At 71.2% G+C, this 13,021-nt stretch carries 14 protein-coding genes and 1 pseudogene; 2 read left to right on the top strand and 13 right to left on the bottom strand.

Features of this window, described 5'->3' with window-relative positions:
• The 7 genes and pseudogenes from GAK38_RS06225 to GAK38_RS06195 all read right to left on the bottom strand — a co-directional run.
• A pseudogene (locus GAK38_RS06225) lies at window positions 1-227 on the bottom strand (IS3 family transposase); the annotation flags it as partial.
• Window positions 228-238: 11 nt separating this feature from the next.
• Window positions 239-532, bottom strand: coding sequence for a transposase (locus tag GAK38_RS06220; protein WP_325342377.1), 294 nt, complete (start codon window positions 530-532; stop codon window positions 239-241).
• A 189-nt stretch (window positions 533-721) separates the two neighbouring features.
• On the bottom strand, window positions 722-1,537 hold the full coding sequence (gene cobA / locus GAK38_RS06215; protein WP_325342375.1) for a uroporphyrinogen-III C-methyltransferase: 816 nt from the start codon (window positions 1,535-1,537) through the stop codon (window positions 722-724).
• Entirely contained in the window at window positions 1,534-2,478 is a 945-nt protein-coding gene (gene ybiB, locus GAK38_RS06210; protein WP_325342373.1) for a DNA-binding protein YbiB, read from the bottom strand. Before ybiB ends, cobA begins: the two co-directional genes overlap by 4 nt.
• A gap of 329 nt (window positions 2,479-2,807) precedes the next feature.
• On the bottom strand, window positions 2,808-3,980 hold the full coding sequence (locus GAK38_RS06205) for an NAD(P)/FAD-dependent oxidoreductase (RefSeq protein ID WP_325342371.1): 1,173 nt from the start codon (window positions 3,978-3,980) through the stop codon (window positions 2,808-2,810).
• A 303-nt stretch (window positions 3,981-4,283) separates the two neighbouring features.
• Window positions 4,284-5,219 carry a pyridoxal kinase PdxY gene (pdxY, locus tag GAK38_RS06200; protein WP_325342369.1) on the bottom strand — a complete coding sequence of 312 codons (936 nt, stop codon included), beginning with the start codon at window positions 5,217-5,219 and terminating at the stop codon, window positions 4,284-4,286.
• Window positions 5,220-5,259: 40 nt separating this feature from the next.
• The gene (locus GAK38_RS06195) at window positions 5,260-5,532 is read right to left on the bottom strand and encodes a hypothetical protein (RefSeq protein WP_325342367.1); all 273 of its coding nucleotides are present in this window, start codon (window positions 5,530-5,532) and stop codon (window positions 5,260-5,262) included.
• Window positions 5,533-5,643: 111 nt separating this feature from the next.
• Here GAK38_RS06195 and ylqF point away from each other — a divergent pair, with 111 nt between their 5' ends.
• On the top strand, window positions 5,644-6,624 hold the full coding sequence (ylqF, locus tag GAK38_RS06190) for a ribosome biogenesis GTPase YlqF (RefSeq protein WP_325342366.1): 981 nt from the start codon (window positions 5,644-5,646) through the stop codon (window positions 6,622-6,624).
• A gap of 3 nt (window positions 6,625-6,627) precedes the next feature.
• On the opposite strand, the gene GAK38_RS06185 is transcribed toward ylqF, so the two are convergent.
• Complete coding sequence (locus GAK38_RS06185) at window positions 6,628-7,815, bottom strand: YbfB/YjiJ family MFS transporter (RefSeq protein WP_325342364.1); 1,188 nt, start codon at window positions 7,813-7,815, stop codon at window positions 6,628-6,630.
• Between the two features lie 27 nt (window positions 7,816-7,842).
• Between GAK38_RS06185 and GAK38_RS06180 the strand changes: the two genes are divergently transcribed.
• The gene (locus GAK38_RS06180; protein WP_325342362.1) at window positions 7,843-8,802 is read left to right on the top strand and encodes a LysR family transcriptional regulator; all 960 of its coding nucleotides are present in this window, start codon (window positions 7,843-7,845) and stop codon (window positions 8,800-8,802) included.
• Here GAK38_RS06180 and GAK38_RS06175 read toward each other — a convergent pair.
• The 5 genes from GAK38_RS06175 to GAK38_RS06155 form a co-directional block, all read right to left on the bottom strand.
• Entirely contained in the window at window positions 8,735-9,247 is a 513-nt protein-coding gene (locus tag GAK38_RS06175) for an RES family NAD+ phosphorylase (RefSeq protein ID WP_325342385.1), read from the bottom strand. The two genes, GAK38_RS06180 and GAK38_RS06175, sit on opposite strands and share 68 nt — an antisense overlap.
• A 2-nt stretch (window positions 9,248-9,249) precedes the next feature.
• Entirely contained in the window at window positions 9,250-9,750 is a 501-nt protein-coding gene (parS, locus tag GAK38_RS06170) for a type II RES/Xre toxin-antitoxin system antitoxin (protein WP_325342360.1), read from the bottom strand.
• Between the two features lie 82 nt (window positions 9,751-9,832).
• Window positions 9,833-10,189, bottom strand: a complete 357-nt coding sequence (locus GAK38_RS06165) for a rhodanese-like domain-containing protein (RefSeq protein ID WP_325342358.1) — start codon at window positions 10,187-10,189, stop codon at window positions 9,833-9,835.
• A 19-nt stretch (window positions 10,190-10,208) separates the two neighbouring features.
• A complete protein-coding gene (locus GAK38_RS06160) occupies window positions 10,209-10,895 on the bottom strand; it encodes a protein-L-isoaspartate O-methyltransferase family protein (RefSeq protein WP_325342356.1) in 687 nt (228 codons plus the stop codon).
• A gap of 194 nt (window positions 10,896-11,089) precedes the next feature.
• Window positions 11,090-12,931, bottom strand: coding sequence for an ABC transporter ATP-binding protein (locus GAK38_RS06155; protein ID WP_325342354.1), 1,842 nt, complete (start codon window positions 12,929-12,931; stop codon window positions 11,090-11,092).
• Window positions 12,932-13,021 lie beyond the last annotated feature (90 nt).

Here is a 13,021-nt window from a genome sequence, read left to right as displayed (position 1 = left end):
CTTTCGGCCACCTGACGACGGCTTACGCCCAGCCTGCGTGCTAGTCGCGGCGATCCTTCGCGGCCCTTGCGCAGAGTGAAGGTCTGTTCCACTTGCACATCCAGCGCCGTCCGAGCCTGGGTCCGTTGGGACGGCATACGCTTGCGCCAAGCATAGTAGCCGCTTGGAGACACCGACAGCACTCGGCACATCAGACGCACCCTGAATGTGCCTTCGTGCGCTTTCATCGTTGCGTACTTCACTTGGGCTGTTTGGCGAAGTACGCCGCCGCTTTTTTTAGGAAAGCGTTCTCCTCCTCCAGCCGCGCCACTTCACGTTTGAGCCGTGCATGTTCGGCCAACTCCAAGCGTTGTGCCTGATCGTCCTGGTCGTGCCGCCGCGCCTGGGCGCGCCAACTGTACAGCTGGGCAGGCTGCAACCCCAGATCACGAGCCACCGTGGTTACCCCTTCTGTGGCCGCTCGCAACAGTGCCTGCTGCCTGAACTCCAGGCTGAACTCCTGCCCCTTTCTGCTTGCCTTGCTCTTGGTCATCGTCCACCTCCTATTGCGATAGTTAATCGCTTATAGGGGTGTCCGTGAAACGGGGGCAAGATCAGCTATGTCGTCGTCGCCTGCAATTTCCTCGGGGCCATTCATCTGGCCGCAGCCATGGTCTGGCTCGCATGAACGGCCGCAACCTGCTCAGCAGGTCAGTCTTGATTGATGACACCCCCCAGCTGTTCAGGCCGCGCGCGACTGCTGCGCAGTTCCACCCTTGGCCGCGGTGGCCACGCCTTGCAGCACGTCGCCCACCACGATGACCGAGGGGCTGGCCAGCCCCTCGCGCACGATGGTGTCGTGCAGCGTGCCGAGCGTGGCCACGGCGTGGCGCTGGGCGGGCAGGCTGGCGTTCTGCACCACGGCGGCCGGCGTGCCGTCGGGCAGGCCGCCGTCCAGCAGCCCGGCCTGGATCTGCGCCGCGCCCGACACGCCCATGTAGATCACCAGCGTGAGCCGGGCGCGCACGGCCATGCCGGCGACCGCCGCCCAGTCGGTGCCCGGCTCGCCGTGGCGGGCATGGCCGGTGACGAAGACCACGCCGTGTGCATGCGCGCGGTGGGTCAGCGGCACGCCCAGGCCGCTGACGGCGGCGAGCCCGGCGGTGATGCCGTTGACCACGTCGACCGCGATGCCGGCGGCGCGCAGGTGCTCCACCTCTTCGCCGCCGCGGCCGAAGATGAACGGATCGCCGCCCTTGAGCCGCACCACGCGCTCGCCCTCGTTCACCGCCGTCACCATCAGCGTCTCGATGAAGGCCTGCGGTGTGCTCTTGCAGCCGCCGCGCTTGCCGACGTGGACGATGCGGGCGCCGGGCGCGGCCAGGGCCACGATCCCGTCGCCGACGAGGTCGTCCACCAGCAGCACCGTGGCCTGCCGGATGGCGCGCACGGCCTTGAGCGTGAGCAGCTCCGGGTCGCCCGGACCGGCGCCCACCAGGGTGCAGGTGCCGCCCGGCGCGGCGGGATGGGAGGGCGTCGTCATGGAGGGCGTGGTCATGGGGCAGTCTTGTTCCGAAGGGAGCCGGAAGCGGTGATCTCCCGGCTCAGATGCACGATGTGTGCCACCTGGCGGGCGAGAGCCGGAGGCAGCGGCGCCCGGCCGTCGAGCACGCGACGGGTGTAGTCGGCCGTGGCCTGTACGTCGATCCCGGTGGGCAGGCCCGGCACCTCGCCGAGCGTGCCGGGCTGCTGCTCTTCGAGCAGCCGGTGCACGCCGCCGACGAAGGCGTCGTAGCGCGGCGTGCGCCGCGGATCGGCCACCACCTCGCCTTCGAGCCCGCGCGAGAGCAGGGCGTTCATGCCGCGCAGCGCGAAGGTGGCGCAGAGCGTGTCGAAATACTCCGGATGGGTATAGGCCGTAACCACCAGCGACGGGGCCGTGGCCGGCGTGACGAGCTTGGTGACGCTGTGGCCCGGGTTGCGCAGCCCCACCACCTCGCGCACCTTCAGCAGCCGCGCCAGGCCCGGGTGCAGCAGGCCGGTGGCGATGTGGGCGACCTCGCCGTCGGCCACGGCGCGGGGCGCGGCCAGCGGCGCGATGCCGAGCGCCTCCAGCACGTCGCTGGCGAGGATGCGGCGGGCTTCGGTGCGCATGCCGTGCAGCAGCACCGGCAGCCCTTCGCGGGCCAGCAGCAGCGCCAGCAGCGGCGTCAGCACCGGCAGGCGGCGCGCGCCGTTGTAGCTGGGCAGCACGACGAGCGGCAGGGCGCCGGCGGCCTCGACCGGCGCCAGGCGTGCATGCGTGGCGTCGATGAAGCCGGCCATTTCTGCAGCCGTCTCGCCCTTGATGCGCATGGCCAGGCAGAAGGCGCCGATCTCCAGGTCGGTGACGGCCTGGTCCAGCACCTGGCCGAACAGGTCCGCGGCCTGCTCGCGGTCGATGGCCTTGGCACCGCGCGCGCCGCGGCCGATTTCCTTGATGTAGTGGCTGATTCCCATGCGTGAGGCGCGGCGTCGATCGATATGTGTGTTCTCCGGATTGTCTCGCAATGCAGCTGACGTGGAGTTATATGGCGCCTTCCGGGCGCCAGCGCCGTCAACAGCGCCAGCTGTGCCGCGGCCAGGGCCGCGGTCGACAAGCGCGTCATCGGCCTGACCGAGCTATAGGAGGCCGCAGTGTTGCAATGGCCCGGTACTGTTTCAGACGCGAAGATGCTCTCGATGGGATGACGTGACTTGTACTGGTGACGGCCAAACTCACGCGCTACTTGGACGTACAGCGGCAACAAGGCCACGGCCAGGCCGGGCAGCCGTCCAATGGGCTGAAGTCAGCATTCGCACCCTTCGCAGCAATCGCTGTTGCCAAACGGTCCCCAGGCGCCATCGCCTGTTTGCAGGGCCGAAGCGTCGATCTCCAGCCGCTCGGCGATGCGCGCGGCGACCAGGGCAAAGCGCTGGCGGAATTTGTAGATGAAGCAGTAGATGCGCTGCTCGTGGCGCACCTGCGGGCCGACCAGGAACAGGCCCGGCGTGCGCGTGGATTCGTCGAGGCTGCTCAGCACGATGCGCCCCTCGGCATTCCATTCCCAGAGATCGGCGATCTGCCGTGCGCCGCCCCCCTTGAGAAAGCCGGTGCCGAGAATCGGCGGCTGCGCCGCATCCCAGTGGCGGCCGTCGGCGGCGTGGATGCGGTAGCCGCCCCCGGTGTCGATCGTGACTTCCACCACGTCCGCGCCGAAGACGATCTCCAGCCGTCCGGTGTCCAGGGCCTCGTAGAGCCGGCCGCGGGTATGGGGCGACAGCGACAGGCTGGGGTCGTAGGAACTCTGCGAGTCCCAGGTGGATTTGCGGGCCAGCAGGCGCACGGTGCGTCCGAGCCGCACGAGTTGGATCGCTGCATCCGCGCCGCTCTCGTAGCCGCCGATCACAGTGTGGTGCGGCGCGTCGAAGTCTGCCCAGGTCGCCACCTGGGCGTAGTGCGGACACCAGTGCGCACCGGAAAATGGCTTCAGGTCGGGGAACTGGTATTCGCCAGTGGCCCAGATCAGAAAGCGGGTGCGCAGTTTGCCCTGCTCGGTGGCCAGCACGAAGCCGCCCCCTGGCGCCTGCGTGACCTGCTGAACCTTGCAGCCACCGACGATGGGGACGTCATGCCCCTTGGCGATGAAGGCCAGGTAGTTGGCGTACTGCTCGCCGCCCGGATGCTCGGCGCCGGTGAAAATGGCGGGTGAACTGGCTTCGTTGACCGCATTGAGGTCGGCCAGCCCGAACGGGTTGCTGTGGAAGGAGGGCGTGATGAAGCGCGTCTGCTCGGGCCAGCGCCGGAAGGATTCGCCGATGCGGCCGCTCTCCAGCACCGCGTAGCGGATGCCGGGCAGCTTGGCCAGCGTGAGGGCCATGCCGACGCCGGCCGGTCCGGCGCCCACGATGGTCACATCAAGGCTGCGCAGGGGCGCCTCCCGGGCGGCTGCGCCGGCTTCGTGTTCAGACCATTGCGGCATGTGTTCTCTCCTGTTCGGAATCTTTACGGGAAAGCGGGTGGGCTTGGCTGTGATGCCTCAATAGGCTGTTCACCCGACAGGGCCTGGAAGACTGGAGCTGCCACGCTTCAGACCCGCAGAGGAACCCCGCTGGATGAACAACAGCCACAAGAATGCCAGATTGGCCTTTGAAGGGCGCAGGGTGCTGATCGAACGCATTGCTGCAGTGGGGCTGATGCCTGCTGCCGAGGCACGCAATCCGGCGGAAGCCGGGCCAGCCGTCGAGCTGCCGGTTCCAGGGCATGATCCCCCACCCCTGCCGGATCAGCGGGCCAGGAACTGCGCTGCCGGCCCGTTACGGCGAAAAAACTCGGCCGGGAACGCCTCGGAAGGCTCCACGATCTCGCCTTGCGCCGCCACCAGCGGCAGGTCGCGCTGCCCGGCCACGGTGCGCCGGACCAGCCCGTACAGGCTGCTGACTGCGCCCGACACCGCCTCCGGCACCAGCGCGCCGCGCAGCAGGCGCCCCAGCAGCACGGCCGAGAACACGTCGCCCATGCCATTGGGCAGCGGCGAAAGCGCGATGAAGGGCGTGCGCACCAGCCAGGCGGCGTCGGCCGTGACGGCCAGCGTGGCCAGGCAGTCGGCCGGCAGGTCGGGCGTGCGCAGGCTGGTCACCACGATGAGCCAGGGGCCGGTGCCCGCTTCGGCGCGCGGTCCCAGGAGCGTGCGCGCGGCGGCCGCGGCTTCGTCCACACTGGCGAGCGGCGCGCCGTGCAGCAGCTCGAACTCGTACTGGTTGGGCGTGGCGATGCTGGCCTGCGCCAGCGCGCGGCGGCGCAGGAACTCCGGGATGCCCGGCCGCACGAACAGGCCGCGGCCCACGTCGCCCATGACCGGGTCGCAGAGGTAGAGCGCATCGGGCCGCGCGGCGCGGATTTCCTGCACCGCGCCGAGGATGGCCTCGCCTACGCCGGCGTCGCCCAGGTAGCCCGAGAGCACGGCCGCGCAGCGCGCCAGCACGCCGCGGGCCCGCAGGCCGTCGAGCACTTCGGCGATGTGGGCGGGCGTGAACACCTGGCCCTTGAACTCGCCATAGCCCGTGTGGTTGGAGAACTGCACCGTGTGGACCGGCACCGGCTCGATGCCCAGCAGCTGCAGGGGCAGCACGGCCGCGGCATTGCCGACGTGGCCGTAGGCGACGTGGGACTGGATCGACAGGACGAGCGGCGGCTCCGAGGCCAGGGAGGCAGAGGTCATCTTTCAGGGGTATGCTTCCAGAGCACTTGTGGGAAGAGCGCTAACGGTCGTTGGGCTGGGGAGTATCTGCAGATCGGGCGCGTCGGGCGCGCCGCACCAGGTACTGCGCCACGAAGGCGATGCCCAGCACCAGCGCGAACCAGCCGACCACCGTGGCGCCGGCCATCAGCTCGCGCACCGACTGCGACCGCGCGAGGTAGGGCGCGGCCAGGATGCCGCCGCCGATCAGCGCCAGCACGACGCCCTTGAACAGCAGGTCGCGCTCGTCCTGTTCACGGCTGCGCTTGCGACGGGAGGGGAAAAACAGGGACATGGCTGCGATGCTGCAAGAATCGAGAGTTGGGCGGGTGCGTTGCCGATTATCCGGCGCGCTTTCGCTCGTCCTCCTCCGCAACGCATCCCCCGCACGAAAGAACGACAACGCATGGCCATCCAATGGTTCCCCGGTCACATGCACCAGACGCGCAAGGCCGTGGCCGAGCGCGTCAAGGAGACCGACGTCGTCATCGAGATGCTCGACGCACGCCTGCCCGGTTCCAGCGCCAACCCGCTGCTGGCCGAGATGACCGGTCACAAGCCCACGCTCAAGGTGCTCAACAAGCAGGACCTGGCCGATCCGGCGCTGACCGCGCGCTGGCTCGCCCACTACAACGCGCTGCCCGAGACCCGCGCCATCGCGCTCGATGCGAGCGAGACGGCGCCGGCCCAGCGCCTGGCCACCGCCAGCCAGGCACTCGCGCCCACGCGCGGCGGCATGGACAAGCCCCTGCGCGTGCTGATCTGCGGCGTGCCCAACGTGGGCAAGTCCACGCTGATCAACACCCTGGTCGGCGCCCGCAAGACCAAGACCGGCGACAAGGCCGGCGTCACCCGGCTGGAGCAGCGCATTGCGCTGGCCGACGACTTCTACCTGTGGGACACGCCGGGCATGCTGTGGCCGCGCATCACCGTGGAGCGCACCGGCTTCAACCTGGCCGCCAGCGGCGCCATTGGCCGCAATGCCTATGACGACGACGTGGTGGCGCTGGAACTGCTGGCCTACCTGAAGGCGCACTACGCCGCGCTGCTGCGGGCCCGCTTCGACCTGGGCCGGCTGGGCCTGGACGAGACCGCCATCGCCGGGCTGCGCGACGAGGACCTGCTCGACGCCATCGGCCGGCGGCGCGGCGCGCTGCGGTCTGGCGGGCGTGTCGATGCGCAGAAGGCGGCCGAAATCGTGATCCAGGAATTCCGCACCGCCGCGCTGGGCCGCGTCACGCTGGAGACGCCGGAGGAATTCGCCGCCTGGTGGGCCGAAGGCCAGGCCCGGGACGCCGAACGCACCGCCCGCAAGGCCGCGCGCGAAGCGGCCAGGGGCCAGGGCCGCAGGAAGGGTGGCGGCGCGCCGGCGCCCGATGTCGATTGAGGTTCAGCCGCGCCGCGCGAGGTTCGCCGACACCAGCGAAGTGACCAGCGCCGCCGCCACCGCCGCCGTGCCCAGCCCGAACAGCAGCGCATAGCTGCCGCCGCTGCGCGCGAACACGAACGACAGCGCATAGGCCGCGGCGGCCTGCAGCAGCGCGAAGGCGGCCGTGGCCCGGCTCCAGGCGGCGCGCTGCCCCGCGGCATCGCCCGGCAGCAACTCGTGCACCCGGCCCAGCACCAGCGGCACCGTGCCGGTGACGAAGGCGCCCACCACCAGCGCCGAGATGCCGAGCGCCAGCGGATGGATCGACAGCACCGGCAGCAGCACGGCGCAGCCTTCGATCGCATAGCCCAGCCGCAGCGTGCGGCCGAAGCCTATGCGGTCCGCCACCGCCCCGGCCAGCACCGGCCCCGCGGTCGCGCCCAGGCCGAAGACGATCCAGTAGTGTGCGCCGACGGCCACGCCCCGGCCCAGGCCGCGCGCGATGAAGTCCACGAAGAACACCATGTGCGGCACCCAGCCGGCGACGTTGAGCGCGTATTCGCCGTACAGCAGCCACACCGGCGCGTTGCCGCGGGGCGGCGGCAGCGGCGGTGCGGCCGGGGCCGGCGCACCCTGGCGCGGCCAGCCGGCCCAGGCCGCGGCCGTCAGCGCGAGCGACAGCAGCGCCAGCCCCAGCCAGGCCGCCCGCACGCCCCGCTGCAGCAGCAGCGGCACCAGCGTACCCGCGATCGCCACGCCGGTGCCCACGCCCATGAAGATGAGTCCGCCCGCCAGCCCGCGCCGCGCCAGCGGCACGCCGGCCAGCACCGTGGGTGCCGCCAGCACCATCAGTCCGCCGCCGGCCAGGCCGGCGGCGAAGCGCCAGACGAAGAACCAGCCGAACGAGACCGGCGCCGCGCAGGCCGCGAAGGCCGCCGCAGCCAGCAGCATCAGCCCGCGCAGCAGCCGCGCCGTGGCGACCCGGGCCGCCATCGGCCGCCCGAGCAGCGCGCCGGCCAGGTAGCCGGCGAGGTTGGCCGCACCCAGGTAGGCGGCGTCCGCAGCATCGAACCAGTGCGCGCCCACCAGCGCCGGCAGCAGCGGTGTATAGGCGAAGCGGGCCAGCCCGATGCCCACGAGGCTGGCGCAGAAGGCCGCGCCCACGACGGGCCAGGGCAGGGCGGGGTCGGACGGATGGGCGGCACGCATGGCCGTCGCGTGAACGGGAGCGATGCCATGGAAATGTCGGATCTGAAGGTTTTTGCCGCTGTGGCCCGCCGCGGCAGCATGAAGCGCGCGGCGGAGGACCTGCACACCGTGCAGTCCAACGTGACCACGCGCATCCGCCTGCTGGAGGAGCAGCTGCGCGTGCGCCTGTTCGACCGCCATGCCCGCGGCGTGACCACCACGCCGGCCGGCCGGCGCCTGCTGCCCTTTGTCGAGCGCATGGCCGCGCTGGCGGCCGATGCGCGCGCGGCGGTGCTGGACGAGGGCGAACCCACCGGCACCCTGCGCGTCGGCAGCCTGGAGACGACCGCCGCGCTGCGCCTGTCGCCGCTGCTCAGCCGGTTCGCCGCGCAGTACCCGGCCGTGCGCCTGGCCATGGTGACCGGTACGACGCGCGCGCTGGTCGAGCAGGTGGCGGCCGGCACGTTGGAAGGTGCCTTCGTCGCCGCGCCGGTGCGCCATCCGGCGCTGGTGCAGGAGGTCGTCTTCCGCGAGGAACTGGTGCTGGTCACCGCGCCCGGCATCGCGCCCGCAGCGCCAGGGTTGCAGGCACTGGCCGGCGTGGAGGATTTGCGCACGGTGGTGTTCCAGGCCGGCTGCTCCTACCGCCAGCGGCTGGAGGCGCTGCTGGCCGGCTGGGGCATCGTCACCGCCCGGCCGCTGGAGCTGGGCTCGCTCGACGCCATCATCGGCTGCGTGGCCGCGGGTATCGGCATCACGCTGCTGCCGCGCGGCGTGGTGGCGCCGGCCGCGACCGAAGGCCGGGTGTCCGCGCACACGGTGCCCGGCGGGCAGGGGAGGGTCGATACGCTGTTCGTGCGGCGGCAGGATGGCTACGTGTCGAGCGCGCAGGCCGCTTTCCTCACGCTGGCGCGCGAGACCGGGGGCGGCGTGGCCGGGGTCAATGCGTCGGCCCGGACGCAGCCAGCCGTGTGTCCAACGCGAACGGCTCCTGGAGCGCCAGGCTGAACCGGCCGGCAGCCGCATCCACGCGGATCAGCAGGTTCCACGACCGCGCGCTGACCACGCTCGGCACCACGGCGATCGGATGGGCATCGAGCAGTGCGTCGCCGAAGCGCTGCTGGCCGCGGCTCACCGTGCCCGGATGCAGCCAGTGCGGATTGGGAATCGCGTCCGGCTGAACCACGTGCACGCCCCATGGGTCGACCTCCAGCCGCAGCAGCGCATGGGCGACGGTGTCGAGCGTGTCGAAGCCCTTGTGCACGGCCACTTCGACGATGGTGGTGGCCGGGTCGAGCGAGGCGTAGAGCACCCGCCGCCCGGGCGACGACCAGCGGCCGCCGACCCGGTAGGCGCCCTCGGCCGTGTTCCAGGCGGGCGCATGGCGGGCTTGCTCCAGCCGCCAGGCGGCCAGGCCGCTGCCGCCGCCGAGCGCCGCCGGCAGCGGCGTCATGCTCACGCGTAGACCCCGTATTCCATCCGGGTGAGCAGGGTGCGCACCAGTTCGGCGCCTTCGGAGCTTTGCAGCAGGTCGATCGGGCGGCGCCGGTCGAGCCCGGTGGCGGGTGAGGCGAGCCAGCGCTCGGCCGCATCGCGGCTGCCCAGCACGCCGACGGCCTGCTCGGTCACGCTGGCCAGCCGCAGGGCACGGTCGCTGGCATTGGCGTCGAGCAGGCGCTCGCCGGCCGTGCCGCGCTGCAGGGTGCGCTCGCTGATGCCGACGGCGCGCAGCACGTCGTCGCGGTCCAGCAGGCGGTAGGAGACGACGAAGCGCCGGGCCTCCACCACCGGCAGGCCCGCGGTGACCAGGTCGTGCCGCTCCAGCGGGCTCAGTTCGGCCAGCGGGCCGGCGCCGTCGCCCAGCAGCACCTCACCCGGCGCGCCAGCCTGCGGCGCGGCTGCGCGCGGCCAGCGGGGACGCGGCTCGCGCACTTCGTGTTTCTGGCTGGTGGACATCGAGGCTCCTGGATGACGTCTGTCGCGCAATGGTACGACATTTGTCGCATTCAGGCCAGGGCCGGGGCAACGCCGTGCCTGGTCAATACCGGGGAACGCCCGGATCGCGCTCGGCCGACCAGGCGTCGATGCCGCCGGCCACGTTGGCGACCTCGGCGAAGCCGTTCGCGTCGAGGAACAGTGCCACGCGCTGGCTGCGCGCGCCGTGGTGGCAGAGCACGGCGACCGGACGGTCGGCGTCGAGTTCACCGAGGCGGGCCGGAATGTCGTTCATCGGGATGGCCGCCAGTTCGAAGGCCTCGGCGGCCGGCTGCACGCTGGCCGTCTGCAGTTCCCAGGGCTCGCGCACGTCGATCAGCAGCGGCACGCGGCCGTCGGCCGTGCGGTGTTCGGCGAGCCAGGCGTCGATTTCGGCGGGGCGGATCTGGGCGACGGTCATGCGGCGGCTTTCCTCGGTGTCAGAACCGGAACTGCGACGGCTCGGGGAAATGCACCAGCCGCGGCGCCAGCGTGTCCCAGGGCTGCGAGGTCTCGAAGCTGGTGCCGTTGCGGCGCACGTAGGTGGCGCGCTGCACCGGCTCGCTGCCGACGACGGCGAACAGGCGGCCGCCGTCGTTGAGCTGCCGGAGCAGGGACTGCGGCACCTCGGGCACCGAGCCGGCCAGCACGATCACGTCGAACGGGCTTTCGGCCAGCACGCCGTGGGCGCCGTCGCCCTGGCGCACTTCGGCGTTGTGGATGCCGGCGCGCACCAGGTTGTCCTGCGCGAAGCGGGCCAGCTCGGGAACGATCTCCAGGCCGATCACGCGCTGCGTGCGGCCGGCCAGCAGCGCGGCCAGGTAGCCGGAGCCGGCGCCGATCAGCAGCACCGAGTCGGTGGCCTTGAGCGGCAGGTCGTTGACGATGCGGGCCGCCACCTTGGGCGCCAGCATGATCTGGCCGTGGCCCAGCGGAATCTCGACGTCGGCAAAGGCCAGGCTGGCATGGGCCGGCGGCACGAACTGCTCGCGCGGGATGGCTTCGAGCAGCGCCAGGACGTCCGGGTCGTAGACGTTCCACGGACGGATCTGCTGCTCGACCATGTTGAAGCGGGCCTGCACGAGCGGGTCGTTCACGTCGGCGAGCGTGTTCACGGGGAGATTCATGGGAATGCTTTCAGGCAAAGGGGAGGCGGGCGCACAAACCCGCTGATTTTAGGCGCTGGCGCGCGGCTGGGCGGAGGCCGCCGCGCAGGCCGGGCCGGCGATCATGAAGCACTGTATACCCCTGGCAGTTCAGTCTTGTAGCGGACGAATATGGCGCGCTGAAGAAGAATAGTGCGGGGAGTATATGATATCCGTCAGCCTTCCTTCCCGAGGAATCCGCCGCTCTGGTGGGCCCACAGCCGCGCATAGAGGCCGCCGCGCGCCAGCAGCTCCTGGTGCGTGCCTTCCTCGGCGATGCGGCCGGCGTCCATCACCACCAGCCGGTCCATCGCGGCGATGGTCGACAGCCGGTGGGCGATGGCGATCACGGTCTTGCCGCGCATCAGTTCGCCGAGACTGGCCTGGATGGCCGCCTCGACTTCGCTGTCGAGCGCGCTCGTGGCCTCGTCGAGCAGCAGGATCGGCGCGTCCTTGAGCATCACCCGGGCGATGGCGATGCGCTGGCGCTGCCCACCTGAGAGCTTCACGCCGCGCTCGTCCACGTGCGCCTCGTAGCCGGTGCGGCCCTGCGGATCGGCCAGGTGGGCGATGAAGCCGTCGGCCTGGGCCCGGCGGGCGGCGGCGCGCACCGCGTCCTCGCCGGCATCGGGGCGGCCGTAGAGGATGTTGTCGGACACAGAGCGGTGCAGCAGCGAGGTGTCCTGCGTCACCATGCCGATCTGCGCGCGCAGGCTGTCCTGCGTGACCCGGGCGATGTCCTGGCCGTCGATCGTCACGCAGCCGCCCTGCAGGTCGTAGAAGCGCAGCAGCAGGTTCACCAGCGTGGACTTGCCCGCGCCCGAGCGGCCGACCAGGCCGATGCGCTCGCCCGGCTTCACCGTGAGCGTCAGGCCGTCGACCACGGTGCGGCCGTTGCCGTAGGCGAAGCGCACACCGTCGAAGCGCACCTCGCCCCGCGCTACCCGCAGCGGCTGCGCATCCGGCGCATCGACCACCGCGCGCGGCTTGGACAGCGTGGACTTGCCGTCCTGGATGGTGCCCACGTTCTCGAACAGCGAGGTCATCTCCCACATGATCCAGTGCGACATGCCGTTCAGGCGCAGCGCCATCGCGGCGGCCGCGGCTACCGCGCCGGGACCCACCTGGCCCCGCGTCCACAGTGCGAGGCCGGTGCCGGCGGCGGCGGCCACCAGGGCCATGTTGAGCGTGTGGTTGGCGATCTCGAAACTGCTGATCAGCCGCACCTGGCCGTGCACGCTGCGCAGGAACTCCTTCATCGCCGAGCGGGCGTACCCGGCCTCGCGGTTCGTGTGCGAGAACAGCTTGACCGTGGCGATGTTGGTGTAGGCGTCGGTGATGCGCCCGGTCATCAGCGAGCGGGCGTCGGCCTGCAGCCGCGCCGCCCGGCCCAGGCGCGGCACGAAGTGGCGCAGCATCAGGCCGTAGAGCACGACCCAGGCGAGGAAGGGCAGGGCCAGCCGCGCGTCGAAGCCGGCGGCCAGCGCCGCGATGGTGACGAAGTAGACCACCATGGTCACCAGCGCGTCGCTGCTGCTCATGATGAGGTCGCGCACCGCCAGCGCGGTCTGCATCACCTTGGCCGTGACGCGGCCGGCGAACTCGTCCTGGTAGAAGGCCATGCTCTGGCCCAGCATCAGCCGGTGGAAGTTCCAGCGCAGCCGCATGGCGAAGTTGGACGCCAGCGTCTGGTGGCGCAGCATGGTCTGCAGGCCGGTCACCGGCACGCTCAGCGCCAGCAGCACCGCCAGCGTCGCCAGCGCCGCGCCGTGCGTCTGCCAGAGCTGCGCCGGCGCCACGCCGGCCAGCCAGTCCACGATGCGCCCGAGCACGGCAAACAGCAGCGCCTCGAAACCGGCGAGCAGTGCCGCCGCCACGGCCAGCAGCGCCATGACCGGCCGCACGCCCTCCGTGCAGACCCAGACGAACGGGAAGAAGCCTCGGGGCGGCCGCGGCGGCTCCGTTTCGGGGAAGGCGGCGACCCGGGATTCGAAGTAGCGGAAGAACGGTCGAAGCAAGATGTCTTTTGTGTTTTGTCGTCGCAGGACGAGAGGCGGCGGGGCATCCTGCCATGCGCGGTCGGCCCGGCCTGCATGCGAGGGGCCGCG

The organism is Xylophilus sp. (assembly GCA_009914555.1).
In the GTDB taxonomy this organism is placed as follows: domain Bacteria; phylum Pseudomonadota; class Gammaproteobacteria; order Burkholderiales; family Burkholderiaceae_C; genus WNDY01.
This window is presented reverse-complemented; position numbering and strand designations above follow the sequence as displayed.

Bases quoted from the DNA above. Each gene is read 5' to 3' on its own strand.
- GAK38_RS06220 (WP_325342377.1), bottom strand. From the start codon at position 532: ATGACCAAGAGCAAGGCAAGCAGAAAGGGGCAGGAGTTCAGCCTGGAG.
- cobA (WP_325342375.1), bottom strand. From the start codon at position 1,537: ATGACCACGCCCTCCATGACGACGCCCTCCCATCCCGCCGCGCCGGGC.
- ybiB (WP_325342373.1), bottom strand. From the start codon at position 2,478: ATGGGAATCAGCCACTACATCAAGGAAATCGGCCGCGGCGCGCGCGGT.
- GAK38_RS06205 (WP_325342371.1), bottom strand. From the start codon at position 3,980: ATGCCGCAATGGTCTGAACACGAAGCCGGCGCAGCCGCCCGGGAGGCG.
- pdxY (WP_325342369.1), bottom strand. From the start codon at position 5,219: ATGACCTCTGCCTCCCTGGCCTCGGAGCCGCCGCTCGTCCTGTCGATC.
- GAK38_RS06195 (WP_325342367.1), bottom strand. From the start codon at position 5,532: ATGTCCCTGTTTTTCCCCTCCCGTCGCAAGCGCAGCCGTGAACAGGAC.
- ylqF (WP_325342366.1), top strand. From the start codon at position 5,644: ATGGCCATCCAATGGTTCCCCGGTCACATGCACCAGACGCGCAAGGCC.
- GAK38_RS06185 (WP_325342364.1), bottom strand. From the start codon at position 7,815: ATGCGTGCCGCCCATCCGTCCGACCCCGCCCTGCCCTGGCCCGTCGTG.
- GAK38_RS06180 (WP_325342362.1), top strand. From the start codon at position 7,843: ATGGAAATGTCGGATCTGAAGGTTTTTGCCGCTGTGGCCCGCCGCGGC.
- GAK38_RS06175 (WP_325342385.1), bottom strand. From the start codon at position 9,247: ATGACGCCGCTGCCGGCGGCGCTCGGCGGCGGCAGCGGCCTGGCCGCC.
- parS (WP_325342360.1), bottom strand. From the start codon at position 9,750: ATGTCCACCAGCCAGAAACACGAAGTGCGCGAGCCGCGTCCCCGCTGG.
- GAK38_RS06165 (WP_325342358.1), bottom strand. From the start codon at position 10,189: ATGACCGTCGCCCAGATCCGCCCCGCCGAAATCGACGCCTGGCTCGCC.
- GAK38_RS06160 (WP_325342356.1), bottom strand. From the start codon at position 10,895: ATGAATCTCCCCGTGAACACGCTCGCCGACGTGAACGACCCGCTCGTG.